The organism is Roseococcus sp. GW821-FHT12F05 (assembly GCF_058806835.1).
Map to the genome: position 1 here is coordinate 1 of NZ_JBXAQB010000024.1, position 18,730 is coordinate 18,730.

At 71.2% G+C, this 18,730-nt stretch carries 16 protein-coding genes; 12 read left to right on the forward strand and 4 right to left on the reverse strand.

The genetic code is table 11. From position 1 onward, the window contains the following. Positions 1 to 133: 133 nt before the first annotated feature. Positions 134 to 1,027: a LysR family transcriptional regulator gene (locus tag AC1ROY_RS32640; protein WP_493153130.1), complete on the reverse strand. Its 894-nt coding sequence runs from the start codon at positions 1,025 to 1,027 to the stop codon at positions 134 to 136. 108 nt (positions 1,028 to 1,135) lie between these two features. Here AC1ROY_RS32640 and AC1ROY_RS32645 point away from each other — a divergent pair, with 108 nt between their 5' ends. From AC1ROY_RS32645 to AC1ROY_RS32660, 4 genes are all read left to right on the forward strand, one after another. Then, positions 1,136 to 2,170, forward strand: a complete 1,035-nt coding sequence (locus AC1ROY_RS32645; RefSeq protein WP_493153131.1) for an isopenicillin N synthase family dioxygenase — start codon at positions 1,136 to 1,138, stop codon at positions 2,168 to 2,170. A gap of 169 nt (positions 2,171 to 2,339) precedes the next feature. Beyond that, positions 2,340 to 3,944 (forward strand): ABC transporter substrate-binding protein, encoded by a 1,605-nt coding sequence (locus AC1ROY_RS32650; protein ID WP_493153132.1) that lies wholly within the window; start codon positions 2,340 to 2,342, stop codon positions 3,942 to 3,944. Beyond that, a complete protein-coding gene (locus AC1ROY_RS32655) occupies positions 3,941 to 4,702 on the forward strand; it encodes a glucose 1-dehydrogenase (RefSeq protein WP_493153133.1) in 762 nt (253 codons plus the stop codon). The genes AC1ROY_RS32650 and AC1ROY_RS32655 overlap by 4 nt, the downstream gene beginning before the upstream one ends. Continuing rightward, entirely contained in the window at positions 4,699 to 6,129 is a 1,431-nt protein-coding gene (locus AC1ROY_RS32660) for an NAD(P)-binding domain-containing protein (protein ID WP_493153134.1), read from the forward strand. Before AC1ROY_RS32655 ends, AC1ROY_RS32660 begins: the two co-directional genes overlap by 4 nt. A 63-nt stretch (positions 6,130 to 6,192) precedes the next feature. Here AC1ROY_RS32660 and AC1ROY_RS32665 read toward each other — a convergent pair whose 3' ends face one another. Next, complete coding sequence (locus AC1ROY_RS32665; protein WP_493153135.1) at positions 6,193 to 6,948, reverse strand: SDR family NAD(P)-dependent oxidoreductase; 756 nt, start codon at positions 6,946 to 6,948, stop codon at positions 6,193 to 6,195. 62 nt (positions 6,949 to 7,010) lie between these two features. Beyond that, the gene (locus AC1ROY_RS32670) at positions 7,011 to 7,385 is read right to left on the reverse strand and encodes a hypothetical protein (RefSeq protein ID WP_493153136.1); all 375 of its coding nucleotides are present in this window, start codon (positions 7,383 to 7,385) and stop codon (positions 7,011 to 7,013) included. A 136-nt stretch (positions 7,386 to 7,521) separates the two neighbouring features. Between AC1ROY_RS32670 and AC1ROY_RS32675 the strand changes: the two genes are divergently transcribed. Then, positions 7,522 to 10,377, forward strand: coding sequence for an FAD-dependent oxidoreductase (locus AC1ROY_RS32675; protein ID WP_493153137.1), 2,856 nt, complete (start codon positions 7,522 to 7,524; stop codon positions 10,375 to 10,377). Positions 10,378 to 10,379: 2 nt separating this feature from the next. Continuing rightward, positions 10,380 to 10,901 carry an aromatic-ring-hydroxylating dioxygenase subunit beta gene (locus tag AC1ROY_RS32680; protein ID WP_493153138.1) on the forward strand — a complete coding sequence of 174 codons (522 nt, stop codon included), beginning with the start codon at positions 10,380 to 10,382 and terminating at the stop codon, positions 10,899 to 10,901. A gap of 9 nt (positions 10,902 to 10,910) precedes the next feature. Here the strand turns inward: AC1ROY_RS32680 and AC1ROY_RS32685 are convergent, their stop codons facing one another. Next, positions 10,911 to 11,489, reverse strand: coding sequence for a MarR family winged helix-turn-helix transcriptional regulator (locus tag AC1ROY_RS32685; protein WP_493153139.1), 579 nt, complete (start codon positions 11,487 to 11,489; stop codon positions 10,911 to 10,913). 176 nt (positions 11,490 to 11,665) lie between these two features. Between AC1ROY_RS32685 and AC1ROY_RS32690 the strand changes: the two genes are divergently transcribed. From AC1ROY_RS32690 to AC1ROY_RS32715, 6 genes are all read left to right on the forward strand, one after another. Next, positions 11,666 to 14,035, forward strand: coding sequence for a xanthine dehydrogenase family protein molybdopterin-binding subunit (locus AC1ROY_RS32690; protein WP_493153140.1), 2,370 nt, complete (start codon positions 11,666 to 11,668; stop codon positions 14,033 to 14,035). Further along, positions 14,032 to 14,862, forward strand: coding sequence for an FAD binding domain-containing protein (locus tag AC1ROY_RS32695; RefSeq protein ID WP_493153141.1), 831 nt, complete (start codon positions 14,032 to 14,034; stop codon positions 14,860 to 14,862). The genes AC1ROY_RS32690 and AC1ROY_RS32695 overlap by 4 nt, the downstream gene beginning before the upstream one ends. Beyond that, positions 14,859 to 15,965, forward strand: coding sequence for a xanthine dehydrogenase family Fe-S subunit (locus tag AC1ROY_RS32700; protein WP_493153142.1), 1,107 nt, complete (start codon positions 14,859 to 14,861; stop codon positions 15,963 to 15,965). Before AC1ROY_RS32695 ends, AC1ROY_RS32700 begins: the two co-directional genes overlap by 4 nt. A 112-nt stretch (positions 15,966 to 16,077) precedes the next feature. Then, complete coding sequence (locus tag AC1ROY_RS32705; RefSeq protein ID WP_493153143.1) at positions 16,078 to 17,115, forward strand: ABC transporter substrate-binding protein; 1,038 nt, start codon at positions 16,078 to 16,080, stop codon at positions 17,113 to 17,115. Continuing rightward, positions 17,099 to 17,911 carry an ABC transporter ATP-binding protein gene (locus AC1ROY_RS32710; RefSeq protein WP_493153144.1) on the forward strand — a complete coding sequence of 271 codons (813 nt, stop codon included), beginning with the start codon at positions 17,099 to 17,101 and terminating at the stop codon, positions 17,909 to 17,911. The genes AC1ROY_RS32705 and AC1ROY_RS32710 overlap by 17 nt, the downstream gene beginning before the upstream one ends. Next, on the forward strand, positions 17,904 to 18,728 hold the full coding sequence (locus AC1ROY_RS32715; RefSeq protein ID WP_493153145.1) for an ABC transporter permease: 825 nt from the start codon (positions 17,904 to 17,906) through the stop codon (positions 18,726 to 18,728). Before AC1ROY_RS32710 ends, AC1ROY_RS32715 begins: the two co-directional genes overlap by 8 nt. The last annotated feature ends 2 nt before the right edge of the window (positions 18,729 to 18,730 follow it).

An 18,730-nucleotide genomic window follows, 5' to 3' on the forward strand; every position in this document is an offset into this window, starting at 1 on the left:
TCTGCAAATGCTGGACAGCCGAGCCTGAACGATTCAGCCTCGATCCAACCCATCAAATGCCGGGACTAAACACCTAGCACCCCAATTCCAATTGCCGATCTGCGGCCGCCCTGCGCACAGCCGGTACCGAGACTCAGTCCTGAGGAAGCAGCTTCGCCAGCGTCTCGCGCAGGGCCTTGATGAAGCCCCGCCCGGCATGGGGAAGAGGTTGCGCGGCCGGCGTCAGCAGCCAGGCCTCCATGCTCAGCGGCGGATCGAGCGGGCGCATCGCGAAGCGCCACCGCTTCGGCTCCAGCGCCATGAAAGGATCGATCACCGCGGCACCCAGCCCGGCATCGACGAACATGCAGGCGATGAGCGGGTAACGCACGGTGATCTCGGGCTGCTGCCGCACGCCATGCGCCGCGAGATGCTCGCCCACCACGTCGCCGATCGGGGTGCCGCGCTCGTAGGAGATCAGCGGCACGCTCTGCAGCGCGGCGACGGGAACCACCCTGCGCTGCGCCAGCGGCGAGCCCGCCGGCAGCGCCACGGCGCAGGGAAAGCTGCCGAGCCGCTGCGCCAGGACGGCCGGATGCGAGACCGGGAACTGCGTCAGCCCGATATCCGCCTGGCGCAGCGCGATGCGGTCCACCACGAAGGGATGCGCCGTGGTCAGCATGTCCATCCGCGCGCGCGGATGGCGGGCGCGGAAGCGCGCCACCGCGGCGGGCAGCGCCACCGCGCCGAAGCTCGGATTGGCGGCGATGCGCAGCGTGCCGCTGCTGCGGCCCAGCGCCGCCGCCAGCACCGCCACGCGCTGCATGCCTTCGAGCGCGGCTTCGGTCTCCTCACGCAGGGCCTCGGCCTCGGGCGTGGGCAGCAGCCGCGTGCCGCGCCGCTCGAAGAGCAGGTAGCCCAGCACGTCCTCCGTGTGCTTCAGCACGCGGCTGATGGCGGGCTGCGAGACGTGGAGCAGCTTGGCCGCGCCGGTCATCGAGCCGGTCTGCATCACCGCGCGGAACACCTCGGCCTGGCGCAGGTTCATCCTCGATCCATAACCTCGCGTTGGGGGGAGGCGACATATCCGAATGCCGCTGCATAGCACGCACCGCTAAGCTCCTCCACGACAGGCAGACAGACAGGGGCAGCGCGGATGGCGGATGACGCGATCATGGTCGGGACGAGGCCGGGTGAAGCCTCCACGGGCGTCCCCGTCATCGATATCTCTGGCCTTTTCTCCAGCGACGCCGAGGCCCAGCGCGCGGTCGCCCGGCAGATCGACGATGCCTGCACGCGCATCGGCTTCTTCTGCATCACCGGCCACGGCGTGGACCCCGCCCTGCAGCAGGCGATCCGCGAGGCCTCCCTGGCCTTCTTCGACCGGCCCGAGGCGGAGAAGCAGCGGGTGGAGCGCCGCCCACCCTCCTATCGCGGCTACATCCCGCTCGCGACCGAGGGCCTCGCCCGCAGCCTCGGCCGCGCCGGCGCCGCGGCGGATCTGAAGGAGGCCTTCAGCATCGGCCCGGTGGACGTGCCGCAGGACGCCTACCACGCCGCGCCCGCCGCCGCGCCGCATTTCGCCACCAATGTCTGGCCCGCCGAGCCTACTGCCTTCCGCCCGGCCTTCGAGGCCTATTACCGAGCCCTGTCCGCCCTTTCGCAGCGCCTGCTGCGCGGCTTCGCCCTGGCGCTGGACCTGCCTTCCGACTGGTTCGCCGACAAGGTGGACCGCCACATCAGCAACCTCCGCGCCCTGCATTATCCGCAACAGGCCGCGCCCGTCGCCGAGGGCCAGATCCGCGCCGGCGAGCACACCGACTACGGCGCGCTCACCATCCTGATGACAGACCGCAACTCCGGCGGGCTCGAGGTGCTGAACCGCGACGGGACGTGGGAGGCCGTGCCGAACCTGCCGGGCAGCTACGTCGTCAACATCGGCGACCTCATGGCGCAATGGACCAACGACCGCTACGTCTCGACCCTGCACCGCGTGGCGAACCCGAAGCAGGCCGAGAATGTGGGGCGGCTCTCCATCGCCTTCTTCCACCAGCCGAACCACGACGCGCTGATCGAGTGCATCCCCACCTGCCTCGCGCCCGGGGCGGCGCCGCGCCATGCGCCGATCACCTCGGGCGACCACCGGCTGATGAAGGTCTCGCGCGCCAACCAGCCGGCGACGATGCGCTAGAGCTTTCTTCGTTCGCAAGGGCTCACTGCGAAAGCTCTAGCCTGTTGTTTTGAGAGCATGATTCACGCCTCCGGTGTTTCCACCTGCGGCGATCATGCTCTAGCCGGGGCCGACGGCCCCGCAAGATTCTGACGGGAGAACGCCAGCCACCACAAAGGAGGTTGGTACGATGCAGATGAACCGCCGGCATGCCCTTCTGGGCGGAGCCGCCCTCGCCGCCGCGCCGCGCCTCGCCCAGGCGCAGAGCCGCGCCGAGACGCTGCGGCAGGTGACGGGCAACACGATCAACACGCTCGACCCCACCATGCTGGGCTCGACGCGGGAATCCTTCGGCCTCTCCATGGCGGTCTACGACCGGCTGCTGGCCTTCGGCCGCAAGCCGGTGCCCGGCGGCTTCACCTTCGACCACGGCACCTTCCGCGGCGAGCTGGCCGAGGCCTGGGAGGTCTCGCCGGACGGGCTGCGCATCACGCTGCAGATGCGCCAGGGCGCCACCTGGCACGACGGCACGCCCGTCACCGCGGCCGATGCGAAATGGTCGCTCGATCGCGCCGTGGCGGCGCCCTCGCTCGCGCCGGGCGCCATGGCGACGGGCTCGCTCACGCGCGTGGAGCAGTTCCGCGTCGTCGGCCCCATGACGGTCGAGGTGCTGCTGGAGAAGCCGGACCGCCTGGCGCTGTCCGAGCTCTGCATCCCCTACTGCATCATGGTGAACAGCACGCTCGCCAAGCGCCACGCCACCGCCGACGACCCCTGGGCCATGCGCTGGATGAAGGAGAACACGGCGGCCAGCGGCGCCTACACGGTCGAGACCTTCCGCCCCGGCGAACAGGTCGTGCTCCGGCGCAACGAGAGCTGGAAGGGCGGCATCGACGGCAGGCCCGCCGCCTTCCGCCGCATCATCGCCCAGACCGTGCCCGAGGCCGCGACGCGCGCCACGCTGCTGGAGCGCGGCGACGCCGACATCTCCATCGACCTGCAGGCCAGCGACGTGCCCGCGCTCATCCAGCGTGGCCGCGTCAAGCTCTTCACCGTGCCGGAGAGCAACGGCTTCACCCACATCTCCTTCAACACGCAGCTCGCGCCCTTCGACAACCCGAAGCTGCGCCGCGCGATCGCCGCGGCCCTGCCCTATGCCGATATGTTCCAGGCCGCGATGTTCGGCCGCGGCGCGCCGCTCTTCGGCGGTACCTGGAGCGAGGAGCCGCCGACCATCGCCTTCCCCCAGCCCATGCCGCTCGCGACCGATCTCGGCCGCGCCCGCGCGCTGCTGGCCGAGGCGGGCTTCCCGAATGGCCTCTCCACCACCTTCGCCTTCAGCGTCGGCCAGGCGCAGCGGGCCGAGCCTATGGCCGCGCTGCTGCAGGAATCGCTCGGCCGCATCGGCGTCCGCGTGGAGCTGCAGAAGATGCCGGACGCGCAGTTCAACAGCTTGGAGGCGGAGAAGCGGCTGCCCTTCTACACCGACGGCGGCGTCGCCTGGCTGCCCACGACGGACTACTATTTCCGCCTCTACTTCACCGGCAACCAGCGCTGGAATTTTTCCAGCTTCGAGAATGCCGAGATGAACGCGCTGGTGGCGCAGGCGCAGTTCGAGCTCAACTCCGCGGAATACGAGCGCATCTGCAAGCGCATGATCGGCATCCTCGGCGCCGAGGTGCCGCAGGTCATGATGTGGCAGCCCAACCACGAGGCGGTGATGGCGCACAGCATCGAAGGCTACGCCTACCACCCCTGGCGGCAGATCGATTTTCGCGACCTTCGCCGCGCATGAGCAGTGGAAGCCGCGTCGCCGTCGTGACCGGCGGCGGCTCGGGGATCGGGCGGGCCACCGCGCTGCTCTTCGCGCGGGAGGGGATGCGGGTCGGGATCGTGGACCGCGACTTCGAGGCGGCGGCCGCAGTGGCAGCGGAGATCGCGGCGGCGGGCGGCGAGGCGGTGGCACGCGGCAGCGACGTCGCCGAACCGGAGCAGGTCGCCGCCGACGCCGAAGCCGTGCTGGAACGCTGGGGTCGCATCGACGCCCTGGTGACGGCCGCCGGCTTTTCCCGCGCGGGCTCCGCCCTGACGGTCTCGCCCGAGGACTGGACGGCGGTGCTGCGCACCAACCTCGACGGGAGCTGGCTCTGGGCGCGGTCGGTGCTGCCCGCGATGCGGGCGCAGGGCGGCGGCAGCATCATCCTGATCGGCTCCGCCATGGCGCAGAGCGGCGGACGCAGCAACTGCGCCTATGTCGCCTCCAAGGGCGCCGTGGCGGCGCTTGCCCGCAGCATGGCGCTGGACTTCGCGGCGGACGGCATCCGGGTGAACACCATCCTGCCCGGCGCCATCCACACACCGCTGCTGGAACGGAGCTGGCAGCGCGCATCAGATGCAGCGGCAGCGCGCGAGGTCTCGGTCGGCCGGCACCCGGTCGGACGGCTTGGCCGTCCCGAAGAGATTGCGGCCGCGGCCCTCTACCTCGCCAGCGACGCTGCAGGATTCACCACCGGGACGGAGCTCGCGGTGGATGGCGGGTGGCAGGTTCGATGAACGCGCCCGGCCCCATGGACGGCGTGGCGGCGCTGGCCGCCCGGGCGCGCGATGACCTCCGGCGCATCGCCCATCCCCGGCCGCCCTGGACCGAGCCGCGGATCGGCCCGGACGGGCAGCCGGCGCTGGACGTGCTGATCGTCGGCGCGGGGCAATGCGGGCTCGGCATCGGCTTCGCCCTGCAGCGCGCGCGGGTGGAGAACGTGCTGCTGGTGGACCGGGCGCCGCGCGGGCTGGAGGGCCCCTGGCTGACCTATGCGCGCATGCCGACGCTGCGCTCGCCCAAGGACTTCACCGGCCCCGATCTCGACGTGCCGAGCCTGACCTACCAGTCCTGGCACGAGGCGCGCTATGGCGAGGCGCATTGGCGGGCGCTGCACCTCATCGTCAGGCAGGACTGGGCCGCGTACCTGCTCTGGCTGCGGGATACGCTGGAGCTACCGGTTGAAAACGGGCTGGAAGCGGTCGACATCGCGCCCGCCGGCGGCGGACTGCTCCGCGTGGCTCTGCGCGACGGGGACGGCGGCGTCACGCAACGCCACACGCGCAAGGTCGTGCTTGCCACGGGGCAGGAGAGCGCGGGCTGCTGGTGGATGCCGAACTTCGTCGATGCCCTGCCCACCCGCTTCCGCGCCCATGCGGCGGACGCGATCGATTTCGCCGCGCTCGCGGGAAAGCGCGTCGCGGTGCTCGGCGCCGGCGCCTCGGCCTTCGACAACGCCGCCATGGCGCTCGAAGCCGGGGCAGCCGAGGTCCACATCTTCTGCCGCCGCGCCGAACCGCAGGTGGTGCAGCCCTATCGCTGGATGACCTTCGCCGGCTTCCCGCGCCATCTTGGCGACCTGCCGGATGAATGGCGCTGGCGCTTCATGAGCCGGGCGCTCGGGATGCGCGAGGGCTTTCCGCAGCACAGCTACGACCGCTGCGCCACCCATCCGCAGTTCCGCCTCCTCCGCGGCGCGCCCTGGACCGGCGCCCGCATTTTGGACGGCGAGGTCGAGCTCGCGACGCCGCTCGGCCCGCACCGCGCCGATTTCCTGATCTGCGCGACTGGTGTCGAGATGGACTTCGCACAGCGGCCGGAGCTGGCGCGCCTCGCCGGCAACATCGCCCGATGGGCTGACTGTTACACGCCGCCCGAGGCCGAATGCGACGAGAGGCTGGCGCGCTTCCCCTACCTCGCGCCCGATTTCGCGCTGCTGCCGCGCGATCCGGAGCGCACGGCCTGGATGCGCGACATCCACCTCTTCAGCATGGCCTCGACCATGAGCCACGGCCCCTCCGGCTCCTCCATCAACGCCATGACGACGGCGGTGCCGCGGCTGGTGCAGGGCCTGACGCGCGGGCTCTTCTGCGGCGACGTTGAGCGTCACTGGGCCTCGCTGCTGGCCTATGACGAGGCACAGGCGGTCGTACCGCCGGCGTAGAGCGGGATGACCGAAGGCGCGCAGGCGCCGCAGGTCTGAATCCCGCGATACAGCAAGGACGACTCAGTGGAAGGTCCGGCCGCCATCCACCACCATCGCCACGCCCGTCATCATCGCGCTCTCGGTCCCCGTGAGGAACAGCGCGGCCTGCGCGACCTCCTGCACCGTGACGTTGCGCTTCAGCGCGTAGTGGCTGCCGTCGCCGGCGACGCCCTCGGTCATCGGCGTCTCCACCATGCCGGGGCACAGCGTGTTCACACGGATGCGCGGCGCGAGCTCGCGCGCCAGCGCCCGGCCGAGGCTGATCAGCCCGCCCTTGGAGGCGATATAGGCCGAGGCCGGCGGCCCCGCGGGCACGAGGCCCAGCGCGGAGGCGACGTTGACCACCGTGGCGAAGGGCGCCTCGCGCAGCCAGGGCAGGCTCGCGCGCAGCACCAAGTAGGGGCCGAACAGGTTCACTTCCACCACGCGCCGCCACTCTTCGGGCGGCAGCTCCGCGAGTCCGCCGATGCGGAAGAGCCCGGCGCAGTTCACCACGGCGTCGATGCCGCCCATGCCCGCAGCCGCCTGCGCCAGGGCCGCCCCCAGCTCGGCCTCGTCCGTGATGTCGAGGGGCAGCGCCGCGGCGCCGGTCACGGCGGCGACCTCCCGCAACGCATGGGCGCTGCGGTCGAGCAGGGCGAGCGCCGCGCCCTCGGCCGCGAACAGTGTCGCGATGCGCGCACCGATGCCCGAGGCCGCGCCGGTCAGGACCACCTTCCGGCCGCGCAGGCGGCCGGCCGGCGGCGGCGGATCGAAACTCGGGGCTCTCTCGGTCATCGGCTCGGCTCCATCGGTGGCGAGGCCCATGACAGCAGCTTTTGGCGCGCGTGGCGCGGGCCTCAGCCCTCCGCGGCCTTGTGCAGGATCTCGTCCGGGGTGGAGGACACCACCTTGACGTAGCGCGGCTTGAACGCCGCGGGACCACCCTCGATGTGGCGGATGAAGGTGGGCTTCATCTCCTTCAGGATCGGCAGGATGCGCGCGTGCTCCTCGATGCTTGCCCATTCGGCGATGAGGTAGAATCGCAGCGGATCCTCCACGTCGCGGCAGAGCACGCCATCCTTCACCTGCGCGCTCGACTTGTGCATCGGGTTGCCGTCCGAATAGTCGAACTCCTCGAACTCGCGGACGAACTCCTCCTCCATGCCCGGCTTGATCCGGAAATCGTAGATGTGGAGGAAGTTGCCCCTCAGGGCCAGCGGCTCCTGCGCCATCGCGCGCTCTCCTTCTCGTCGGATATATGCTGGTATACTGATGAAATTGACGCAAGCCCGAAAGGGCGCCTAGAGTGCCGATAGGGTGGCATACTGAGCATCACCCGGCGATCGGCCGCACATCCCGGAGCGCTTCATGGCCTGGCAGAAGGTCGCCGCCCTCGCGGCACTCACCGATGGTGGCGTCGACAAGGCCGAGCTCGACGGCACGCCCATCGCCCTCTTCCGCAGCGGCGGCCAGGTGCATGCCACCCACGGCATCTGCACCCATGCGCTCGCCCTGCTGGCCGAGGGCTGGGTCGAGGACGGCAAGGTCGAATGCCCGCTGCACCAGGGGCTGTTCGACATCCGCACCGGCCGCGCCCTCTGCGCCCCGCTGACGGAGGATCTGCGGACCTATGCCGTGAAAGTCGAGGACGGCGAGGTGCATGTGGACCTGGAGCGGCCGGCCGAGGCCCTCCCGCTTGCCTCGATCACCGACGCGGCCCCGGCCGTGGCGCGCGCGGAGCGCGTGGTGGTGGCCGGCGCGGGCCAGGCGGCGGCGGCGGCCATCCGCGCCCTGCGCCATCAGGGCTTCGGCGGCGAGATCGCGCTCGTCGGGCAGGAGGTCCATCTGCCCTACGAGCGACCCGCCCTCTCGAAGGCGATGCTGGCCGGCGACGGCACCCTGCCCCCCTGCCGGCTGACGGAGGCCGAGGCCCGGGCCTTCGATGTCGCCCTGCACCTCGGCACCCGCGTCGAGAGCGTGGACGCGGCGGCGCGCCAGGTGGTGCTCGGCGACGGCAGCACCTTGCCCTACGACAGGCTCCTCATCGCCACGGGAGGCCAGGCACGGCGCCTCGCCGTGCCTGGTGCCGAACATCCCGGCGTGCTGCATCTCCGCACGCTGGAGGACGCCCGGGCGATCGCGGCGGCGCTGGGCCGCGCCTCGCGCGTCGCCATCATCGGCGGCGGCTTCATCGGGCTGGAGCTCGCCTCGGCGGCCCGCGCCCGCGGCTGCGCCGTCACCCTGATCGAGCGCGAGCCGGAGCTGATGGCGCGCCTGCTGCCCGCGCCGCTCGGCGCCGCCTTCCGCGCCCTGGCAGAGCGCCACGGCGTCACCGTCCGGCTGGGCGAGGCCGTCCGCGCGATCGAGGCCGAAGGCGCCCATCTCTCCGTGCTCACCTCGGCGGGCGCCGTGCCGGCCGATGCCGTGCTGGTCGGCATCGGGCTGGACGCCGCCGCGCCGCTCGGCGCGGCCGCCGGCTGCGCCATGGAGGCGGGCTCCATCCTCGTGGATGCGGAGGGCCGCACCAGCCTACCCGGCATCTGGGCCGCCGGCGACTGCGTGGTCCTGGACGAGCCGGTACACGGCCGCCGCCTCCGGCTGGAGAGCTGGCAGAACGCCGAGGAGGGCGGCACTGCCGCCGGCCGCTCCATGGCCGGCGCCGCCGGCGCTCCCCCGAAGCGCCCCTGGTTCTGGACGGACCAGTTCGGCCTGAACATCCAGATGCTCGGCCTGCCCGGCCCCGGCGACCGCGTGGCGCTCAGCGGCCCCGCCGCCGAGGCCGGCGCCGTCTACCGCACCGTGGACCGCGCCACCGGCCGCCTGACCGGCCTGATGGCCTTCCATGCGCCCCAGGCGATCCGCGAGGCGCGCGACGCCTTCCTCCGCAATGCCGGCTTCGATCCGGCCGCCCATGACGCGCATTGGCTCGATGAAGAGGCGCCCCCCACCCCACTGGAGACCCCGACGATGGACGGTATCGGCGACATCCCGCTGCGGCAGCGCTTCCTCTGGCCCGCCGAGGGCCTCACCGCGATCCCGGACTGGGTCTACACGGACGAGACCGTCTACCAGCGCGAGGTGGAGCGCATCTTCCACGGCCACACCTGGAACTACGTGGCGCTGGAGTCCGAGATCCCCAACACGGGCGATTTCATCCGCTCGAACGTCGGCCCCACGCCCGTCGTGGTCTCCCGTGCGGAGGACGGCTCGATCCACGTCTTCGAGAACCGCTGCACCCACCGCGCGGCCGAGTTCTGCCGGGAGCTGGACGGCAACGTGAAGGAATTCGTCTGCCCCTATCACCAGTGGAGCTACGACCTGAAGGGCAACCTCGCCGGCGTGCCCTTCCGCCGCGGCGTGAACGGCCAGGGCGGCATGCCCGCGGATTTCGACGCCTCCAAGCACGGGCTGAAGCGCCTCACCGTCACCACCCATCGCGGCGTGGTCTTCGCTTCCTACGCCGAGGACATGGAAAGCTTCGCCGACTATCTCGGCCCCGAGGTGCTGCGCGAGTTCGAGGCCACCTTCGACGGGCGCAAGCTGACCATCCTCGGCCATTACCGCCACACGCTGCCCGGCAACTGGAAGCTTTACCACGAGAACCTGAAGGATCCGTATCACGCGACGCTGCTGCACACCTTCCTCGTCACCTTCGGGCTGCTGGTGGCCGGCAACAAATCCCTGATGCTGGCCGACGAGTCCGGGCGCCACGGGGTGATGGCCTCGGCCAAGTCCGACACCTCCAAGCTCTCCGCCGATTCCAAGAAGGAGATGCGCGCCTACAAGGAGGGCATGACGCTGCAGGAGCCGCGCTTCATGGACTTCGTGGAAGAGTTCGACAGCCCCTGGTCCGTCACCATGTCGACCATCTGGCCCAACCTGATCGTGCAGCGCGAGATGAACACGCTGGGCATCCGCCAGATCATCCCGACCGGCCCGCATGAGTTCATCATGAAGTGGACCATGTTCGGCTTCGAGGGCGACAGCGACGAGATGACCCGCCACCGCCTGCGCCAGGGCAACCTGATGGGCCCCGCCGGCTTCCTCGGCCTAGAGGACAACGAGGCCATCAAGTTCGTGCAGGACGGCATGCGGAACGTGCCCGGCGGCGGGCACATCGTGAAGCTGGACCCGGCGGTGGAGGCCGGCACCTCCGACACCCTCATCTCCGAAGCCGCCATCCGCGCCATGTATCGCCACTGGCGCCAGGAAATGGGGCTCTGACGATGCTGGACTCGCCCGCCACCCTGGCCGACCGCGAGGCCCGGATCGACCGGCTGCTCCTCAAGGAGGAGGTGGAGGCCTTCCATGCCGCCTACTCCACCGCGCTGGACGAGTTGCGCCTGGCCGACTGGGCGGAGATGTTCACCGAGGACGGCTTCTACGTCGTCATCTCGCGCGAGAACCACGACCGCAAGCGACCGGTCGGGCTGATCTACTGCGAGGGGATCGGCATGATCCGCGACCGCGCCTTCGCTTTGGAGAAGACGGCGATGTTCGCGCCGCGGTATCTCCGCCATATCGTCAGCAACACGCAGATCCTCGGGCCGGAGGAGAAGGGCGAGGTGCGCGCACGGGCGAACTACATCGTCCTCCAGGTCCTGTTCGACCGACCCGACGCCACGCTGCACCAGCTCGGCCGCTACGAGGACGTGTTCCGCCGCGTGGACGGGGAGCTGAAGCTGGCCTCGCGCCGCTGCATCTACGATAGCCTGCTGGTGCCGAACGCGCTCTGCATCCCGGTCTGAGCGGCCGGATCAGGCCTCGTTCGCCTTAGGGAGCCGGAGCTCGGCACGGCCATGGTGGTTGTTGGCATCGACCAGGCGCATCAGCGTCTCCACCAGGCCAAGCCGCTCCTTCTCGTCCAGCGGGGAGAGGAAGCGCTCCTGCGCGCGGCTCATCGCCGCATGCATCTCCTTGGTCAGCTTCAGGCCGGCCGGCGTCAGCCGCGCCACCATGGTCCGCTGGTCTCGCGTCCCCCGCTTGCGGCTCACCAGCCCGCGCCGCGCCAGGCGGCTCAGCACGTCGGCCACGTTGGTGCGATCGATGCCGACCTCGACGGCCAGCGTGATCTGGTCCGCGTCGGGGTTCAGCGAGAGTGTCGTCAGCAGCCCGTACTGCACGGGCGTGATGTCGAAGCCGGCGCATTCCTCCTGGAACAGCGCGTAGTGGATCTGGTTCAGCCGCCGCACGAGATAGCCCGGGCGGCGCCACAGCGGCAGCCGCTCGATCAGCTCGCGCAGCTCGGGGTTGGCGACCGGATCGGCGGGATCGGCCTGGGCCTCCGCCTTGCGCGGAACCCGCTTTCGCCGCGCCGGCGGGGTGACGACGTTCATGATGGATCTACCCTGTTCATCCTCTCCCGGAGGAAAGACACGAGAATCGCCGGGATCATACCGCCCGGCCTGCGCAGGAGCGAGACGCCCATTGACGCCAACCGGCATTTTCCTCAGCATACCCCCTAATTCCGGACGCCAGAGCCGGGGATGCCAGTCGTGATCAGGGGGTCGTGATGGGCGAGGGACAGGGTTCCGTCCTGGAGGGCGAGGCGCGCGAAGGCATCGGCGCGCGGGTGCGACGCAAGGAGGATGCCCGCCACCTCGCCGGCCGCGGATGCTTCGTGGGCGACATCCAGATGCCCGGATTGCAGGAGGTGGCCTTCCTCCGCTCGCCCGTCGCGCATGCCCGGATCACGCGCCGTTCCAAGCCGCAGGGCCGGGACGATTCGGTGATCTTCCAGGCGGAGCTGGCGGGCGTGATCCCGATGACGGTCCGCTCCACCATCCCGGGCTACAAGGTCTCCGACTACCACGCGCTGGCGGCCGACCGCGTGCGCTTCGTGGGCGAGCCCATCGCCATGTGCGTGGCCGAGACCCGCGCCCGCGCCGAGGATCTCGCCGAGGCCGTGGAGGTGGAGTTCGAGGAACTGCCCGTCATCGCCTCCTGCGAGGCCGGCCGCGCGCAAGGTGCCACGCTGCTGCACCCGCATTGGGGCGACAACTTCTTCCTCGAGACGCGCTTCGACAGCGGCCTCGATCCCGTGGCCGCGAGCGCGCCGGTGCGCGTGGACCTCACGCTCTCCACCGCGCGCCAGACCATGCACCCGATGGAGGGCAAGGGCGTGCTGGCCTGGTGGGACCATCGCGCTGGGCAGCTCGTGGTCCACACCTCGACGCAGGTGCCGCATCTGATCCGCACGGGTCTCGCGGAGATGCTGGGCATCAGCCAGGGCATCATCCGCATCGCGCCGCCCGATGTCGGGGGCGGCTTCGGCTACAAATGCATCCTCCAGCCGGAGGAGATCTGCGTCGCCTGGCTGGCGCTGACCCGCAAGACGCCCTTCCGCTGGACCGAGGACCGGCGCGAGCACCTCACCGCCGGCGCCAATGCGCGCCAGCATCATTACAAGCTCACCGCCTATGCCGACGCGCGCGGCCGCCTGCTCGGCCTCGACGCCGAGATCATGGTGGACACCGGCGCCTATTCCGTCTGGCCCTTCACCGCCTGCCTGGAGGCCGCACAGGCTGGCGGCAACCTGCCCGGCCCCTACGACCTCAAGGCCTATCGCTGCCACGTGCTCTCGGTGGCCACCAACAAGCCGCCCTTCGCGCCCTATCGCGGCGTGGCGCGGCCCGGCGTGTGCTTCGCCATCGAATCCGTCATCGACGCCGTCGCTAAGGCGGTGGGGCGCGAGGCCTGGGAGGTGCGCGCCGAAAACCTCGTGCCGGGTGCCGCGATGCCCTACACCAACATCACCGGCAAGCACTACGACAGCGGCGACTACCCCGCCTCGCTCGAGACCGTGCGCCAGATGATCGGCTTCGAGGCCTTCCGCGCCGGCCCGCGGCGCGACACGAAGGGCCGCCACCTCGGCATCGGCTTCGCCACCTACACCGAGCAGTCCGCGCACAACACCAAGGTCTTCGCCGCCTGGGGCCTGCCGCTGGTGCCCGGCTACGAGCAGGCCATGGTGAAGCTCACGCCCGACGGCTCGCTGGAGGTGCGCTCGGGCATCCACACCATCGGCCAGGGGCTAGAGACGACGCTGGCGCAGGTCGCGCACGAGATGACCGGCGTGCCCATCGCCGATATCCGCGTCACCCTCGGCGACACGGCCACCACACCCTACTCGACCGGCGCCTACGCCTCGCGCGGCATCGTCATGGCGGGCGGCGCGGTCTCGCGCGCGGGGGCGAAGGTGGCGGAGCGCATCAAGGCCATCGCGGCCCATCTGCTGCAGGCCGAGCCCTCCGACATCGCCTTCCGCGGCGGGCGCATCCATGCCGGCGCCGCGAGCCTCGGCTATGCCGATATCGGCCGCGCCTGGTACCTGCGCCCGGACCAGCTGCCCGAGAACGCCGACACCGGCGGGCTGGAGGCGACGGAGGGCTACAAGCCCGCCGTCGACACCGGCGTCTTCTCCTATGCCAGCCACGCCGTGAGGCTTGCCGTGGATGCGGAGACCGGCCTGGTGGAGATCCTGGACTACGTCATCTCCGAGGATTGCGGCCGCATGGTCAACCCGATGATCGTGGAGGGCCAGACCTATGGCGGCGCGGCGCAGGGCATCGGCAGCGCGCTCTTCGAGGAGAGCCCCTATGACGGCCACGGGCAGCCGCTGGCCTCCACGCTGATCGACTACATCCTGCCCGGCCCGACGGAGCTGCCGCGCTTCCGCATCCATCACAGCGAGACGCTCTCGCCGCACACCGCGCACGGCATCAAGGGTGTGGGAGAGGGCGGCGCCATCGCGCCCGCCGCGGCCATCGTCAACGCCATCAACGATGCACTGGCGCCGCTCGGCGCCACGCTGCGCGACATCCCCGCGAGCCCCGAGCGCATCCTGCGCGCGCTCGACGCCGTGGCAGCCGAACACGCATGAAGCCCATCGCCTTCGACTATGCCCGTGCCTCCAGCGCCGCCGAGGCAGTCGCGCTGCTCGCCGCCGCGCCGGGCGAGGCGCGGCTGCTCGGCGGCGGCCAGTCGCTCGGGCCCATGCTGAACCTGCGACTGGCCCGCCCCGCGCGCCTCGTCGACATCAAGCGCGCCGGCCTGTGCGTCGTGGAGGGCGATGCGCGCGCGCTGTCCATCGGCGCGGGCTGGACGCATGCGGCCATCGAGGACGGGCTGGTGGAGGATCCGGCGCGCGGGATGCTGCGCCACGTGGCCGGCGGCATCGCCTACCGCGCCGTGCGCAACCGCGGCACGCTGGGCGGCTCGCTCGCCCATGCCGATCCCGCCGCCGACTGGGCGAGCACCATGGTGGCGCTCAGCGCGACGATGGTGCTGCATAGCCCACGCGGCGCGCGCCGCGTGCCGGCGGAGCGCTTCATGCTGGGTGCCTTCGCCACGGTGCTGGCGGAGGACGAGATCCTGGCCGCGGTGGAGCTGCCGCGCCTCTCCGCCTCTGCGCGCTGGGGCTACCACAAGATCTGCCGCAAGACCGGCGAGCTCGCCAAGGCGATCGGCGCCGCCGTCCTCGACCCCGAGCGCGGGGTGGCCCGCGTGGTGGCCGGCGCCACGGGCGGCGCTCCCGTGCTGCTGCCGGCCGCCGGCGCCCGGCTCCTGGCGGAAGGCACAGGAGCCGCGGCGCCCGGCCTCGCCGAGGAACTGGCCTCCCTTCTGCCCGGGCTCGATGCGATGTCCCGCCGGCAGCTCACCGTCTGCGCGCGGCGCGCGCTCGAACAACTGGCAGAATTCTCCGCATGATGCAGATCGCCCTGGAGGTGAACGGCCAGCGCCATTCCGGCCTGGTGGAGCCCCGCACGCATCTGGCGGACTGGCTGCGCGGCACGCTCGGCCTCACCGGCACGCATCTCGGCTGCGAGCAGGGTGTCTGCGGCGCCTGCACCGTGCTGATCGACGGCGTGCCCCAGCGCTCCTGCATCGCCTATGCCGTGGATTGCGACGGCAGCACGGTCACCACCATCGAGGGCTTCGACGCCGACCCGGTCATGCAGAAGCTGCGCGAGGCCTTCTCCGCGCATCACGCGCTGCAATGCGGCTTCTGCACGCCGGGCATGCTGATCTCCGCGCGCGACGTCGTGCTGCGGCTGGGCGAGGTGCCGGAGCGGCGCATCCGCGAGGAGATGTCGGGCAACCTCTGTCGCTGCACGGGCTATGTCGGCATCGTGGAGGCCATCGGCGCGGTCTGCGCCGGCCGCGCGCCGCAGCCGGCGGCCGAACCCGTGACCGTGGCCGTGGCCGTGCTTCCCGTGTCGGCGCCCGTTGCGGTGGAGGTGGCGCCGATCGCCGCTGCGGCCTCGCTCGGCGGCGATGCGACCACGATCGAACAGGCCTTCCGCATCGAGGCCGCGCCGGATGTCGTCTGGCAGGCGATGTCCGACCTGCGCCGCGTCGTGGCTTGCCTGCCCGGCGCGCAGATTGACGAGATTGTGGGCGACCGGCTCTCGGGCCGGATGCGCGTGTCGCTCGGGCCGATGAAGGTGGCCTTCGCGGGCCAGGGAAATTTTCGGCTGGACGACGCCGCGCGCGCAGGACGGCTCACGGGGCGCGGGCGGGACGGCGGCTCGAACTCCTCGGCCGAGGGCGATGTGCGCTGGCGCGTGCGGGCCGCCGGGGAAGCGGGCGCCAGCGTCGTGACGGTCGCCCTGTCCTGGCGGCTCTCCGGCCTCCTCGCGCAGTTCAGCCGCGCGAGCCTCGTCAGCGATCTGATCGGACGTCTCGTGGCGCAGTTCGCGGCGAATCTCGAGGCCGATCTTGCCGGGCGGGCGCCGGCGGCCGGGGCGAAGCCACTCAACGGGCTTGCCCTTCTATGGGCGATGCTGAAGGCGAAGCTGTTCGGAAAATGACGGCGAGCCGTGGCCCGCTGCTTGCATAGGGTTTTACGAAATTAGGGGGTATGCTGATGTTCCGCCGCGACATCGAAGCCCAGCCCCCTCGAGGAAGAGGTGCCGCTGAAGAATGACGATGCAAGACATCCCCCGACGCGCCCTGCCCGCGCTCCTCGGCCTGCCCTTCATCGCCGTGCCGGCCCGCGCCGCGGACCGCGTCACCGCCCGGCTCGACTGGGCCACCTGGGGCGTCCACGCGCCCTTCCACCTCGCGCTCGCCAGGGGCTGGTTCGAGCGCCACGGCATCCTCGCGCAGTTCGAGGACGGCAACGGCTCCGTCGCCACCGTGCAGATCGTCGGCAACGGCCAGTTCGACCTCGGCCATGCCGCTCTGGCACCGATGATGATCGCGCGCGGCCGGGGCGCCACGGTGCGCGCCGTGGCCGCCTTCCTCCGCCAGAACGACATCGGGCTGATGCTGCCGGAGAACGCCGGCATCACTTCCATCCCGGCGCTGCGCGGCAAGAAGCTGGCCTATACGCCGGGCTCGCTGGAGACCCCCTTCATCGACCGCTTCCTCGCCGCCGGCGGGCTGAAGCGCGACGATGTCGAGGCGATCAGCGTGGATGCTGCGGGCAAGGTCGGGCTCTACGTCAACAACCGCGCCGACGGGATGTTCTCCAGCATTCCCTTCACCCTGCCCCTGGTCCGCGCACAGAGGCCCTCCAGCGCCATCCGCTTCGCCGATCACGGGCTGTCCTTCCCGAGCTTCGGCCTCTTCGCCACGGAGCGCGCCGTCGCGGAGAAGCGCGACGCGCTCACCCGCTTCGCGAGCGTCGTCGCCGGCACCTGGGCCTATATCCTCGACGGCCACGAGGACGAGGCGGTGCGCGCCATCATCGCCCCGCGGCCGCAGGCGCGGCTGCAGCCCGCGATCCTGCGCGAGCAGATCGAGCTCATCCGCGGCTATGTCGCCACGCCCGCCACGCAGGGCCAGCCCTTCGGGACCATGGCGGAGGGGGACTGGCGGGAGGCCGCGGGCAACCTCGCCGGCGCCGGCCAGATCCCCGCGGCGGAAGCCCCGGCCAGCTACTTCACCAACGAGCTGCTGAGCCCACGCATCATCGAGGATCTCGCCAAAGGCGCCGCCGGTGCCGCCCCTCGGTGAGGCGGCGCCCTTCGTGACGGGGGACACCGACATGAAGGCTCCCTTCATCGAGGCACGCGGCGTCACCAAGCGCTTCGGCAGCGTGCTGGCGCTGGACGACGTGAATCTCGCGATCCGGCCGGGCGAGTTCGTCGCGCTGCTCGGCCCCAGCGGCTGCGGGAAAAGCACCTTCCTGCGCTGCCTGGCCGGGCTGGAGACGCCCAGCGCCGGAGTGCTCAGACTGGTGGGCGAGCCCGTCACCGCGCCGCCCCGGGAGCTCGGCATCGCATTCCAGCGCGACGCCCTCCTGGAATGGGCCGACGTGCTGGACAACGTCCTGCTGCCGGCCGATTTCGCCGGGCTGAAGCGGCGGGACCATGTGGCGCGCGCCCGGGAGCTGCTCGCCATGGTCGGGCTCGGCGACTTCCTGCACGCCTATCCGCACACCCTCTCCGGCGGCATGCGCCAGCGCGTCGCCATCTGCCGCGCGCTGCTGCTCAAGCCGCCCCTCCTGCTGATGGACGAGCCCTTCGGCGCGCTGGACGCCATGACGCGCGACCAGCTCAACATCGACCTGCACCGGCTCTGGCGCGAGACGCGCATGACGGTGGTCTTCGTCACCCACTCCATCCCGGAGGCGCTGTTCCTCTCCACCCGCGTGATCGTCTTCGCGCCAAGGCCCGGCCGCCCGGTGGACGACATCGCGGTGGACCTGCCTCCGCATCGCCGGCTGGCGGTGCGCGAAACCCCGGAATTCGCCGCGCTCAGCCGCAGGCTGCGCGCGCGCTTCGAGGCCATGGGGCTGCTGCATGAGTAGGAAAGCCGCCTGGCTCCTGCCCTGGCTCGGCGCCGTCGGCTTCGTGCTGCTCTGGGAAGCGGCGGTACGCGCCCTGGCCCTGCCGGCCTTCCTCATCCCCGCGCCCAGCCTCGTGCTGGCCGACATCCTGGAATTCCCGGGCTGGTTCGCCATGCAGGCCGCCGCCACCACCCTGATCACCCTGGCCGGCTTCCTCGCCGCCGCGGTGCTGGGCGTGGCCTTCGCCGTGGCCATCGTGGAATCCCCCACGCTCGACCGGCTGCTCTTCCCGCTCTTCGTCGCGCTGAACAGCGTGCCCAAGGTTGCGATGGCGCCGCTCTTCATCATCTGGTTCGGCACGGGCGCCACGCCCAAGATCGCGATCGCCTTTCTCATCGCGATCTTCGCCGTGGTGATCGATGCGGCGCTCGGCCTGCGCTCCGTCCCGTCCGACGTGCTGGACCTCGCCCGCGCCCTGCGCGCTCCGCGCTGGAAGGTCCTGCTCCGTATCCGCCTCTTCGCCGCCCTGCCCTCGATCTTCGCGGGGCTGAAGGTGGCCATGTCGCTCTCCCTGGTCGGCGCCATCGTGGGCGAGTTCGTCTCCTCGCAATCCGGGCTCGGCCACGTGATCCTCACGGCCCAGGGACAGTTCGACACGCCGCGCGTCTTCGCGGCCCTCCTCATCCTCTCCCTGCTCGGCGTCGTCCTGATCGGCGGCGTGGATGCTCTGGAGCGCCGGGCCATGCCCTGGCGCCATGCATCGACGCGGCGGGCCCGCCGCAGCGACAAAGCGGACGCGGCCGCCCCAGTCCCCGCGCCATCCAGCAGAGGAGCCTGAAC

What these genes read in the sequence shown, in the direction of transcription:
- AC1ROY_RS32640 (WP_493153130.1), bottom strand. Translation starts at nt 1,027, where the DNA reads ATGAACCTGCGCCAGGCCGAGGTGTTCCGCGCGGTGATGCAGACCGGC.
- AC1ROY_RS32645 (WP_493153131.1), top strand. Translation starts at nt 1,136, where the DNA reads ATGGCGGATGACGCGATCATGGTCGGGACGAGGCCGGGTGAAGCCTCC.
- AC1ROY_RS32650 (WP_493153132.1), top strand. Translation starts at nt 2,340, where the DNA reads ATGCAGATGAACCGCCGGCATGCCCTTCTGGGCGGAGCCGCCCTCGCC.
- AC1ROY_RS32655 (WP_493153133.1), top strand. Translation starts at nt 3,941, where the DNA reads ATGAGCAGTGGAAGCCGCGTCGCCGTCGTGACCGGCGGCGGCTCGGGG.
- AC1ROY_RS32660 (WP_493153134.1), top strand. Translation starts at nt 4,699, where the DNA reads ATGAACGCGCCCGGCCCCATGGACGGCGTGGCGGCGCTGGCCGCCCGG.
- AC1ROY_RS32665 (WP_493153135.1), bottom strand. Translation starts at nt 6,948, where the DNA reads ATGACCGAGAGAGCCCCGAGTTTCGATCCGCCGCCGCCGGCCGGCCGC.
- AC1ROY_RS32670 (WP_493153136.1), bottom strand. Translation starts at nt 7,385, where the DNA reads ATGGCGCAGGAGCCGCTGGCCCTGAGGGGCAACTTCCTCCACATCTAC.
- AC1ROY_RS32675 (WP_493153137.1), top strand. Translation starts at nt 7,522, where the DNA reads ATGGCCTGGCAGAAGGTCGCCGCCCTCGCGGCACTCACCGATGGTGGC.
- AC1ROY_RS32680 (WP_493153138.1), top strand. Translation starts at nt 10,380, where the DNA reads ATGCTGGACTCGCCCGCCACCCTGGCCGACCGCGAGGCCCGGATCGAC.
- AC1ROY_RS32685 (WP_493153139.1), bottom strand. Translation starts at nt 11,489, where the DNA reads ATGAACGTCGTCACCCCGCCGGCGCGGCGAAAGCGGGTTCCGCGCAAG.
- AC1ROY_RS32690 (WP_493153140.1), top strand. Translation starts at nt 11,666, where the DNA reads ATGGGCGAGGGACAGGGTTCCGTCCTGGAGGGCGAGGCGCGCGAAGGC.
- AC1ROY_RS32695 (WP_493153141.1), top strand. Translation starts at nt 14,032, where the DNA reads ATGAAGCCCATCGCCTTCGACTATGCCCGTGCCTCCAGCGCCGCCGAG.
- AC1ROY_RS32700 (WP_493153142.1), top strand. Translation starts at nt 14,859, where the DNA reads ATGATGCAGATCGCCCTGGAGGTGAACGGCCAGCGCCATTCCGGCCTG.
- AC1ROY_RS32705 (WP_493153143.1), top strand. Translation starts at nt 16,078, where the DNA reads ATGACGATGCAAGACATCCCCCGACGCGCCCTGCCCGCGCTCCTCGGC.
- AC1ROY_RS32715 (WP_493153145.1), top strand. Translation starts at nt 17,904, where the DNA reads ATGAGTAGGAAAGCCGCCTGGCTCCTGCCCTGGCTCGGCGCCGTCGGC.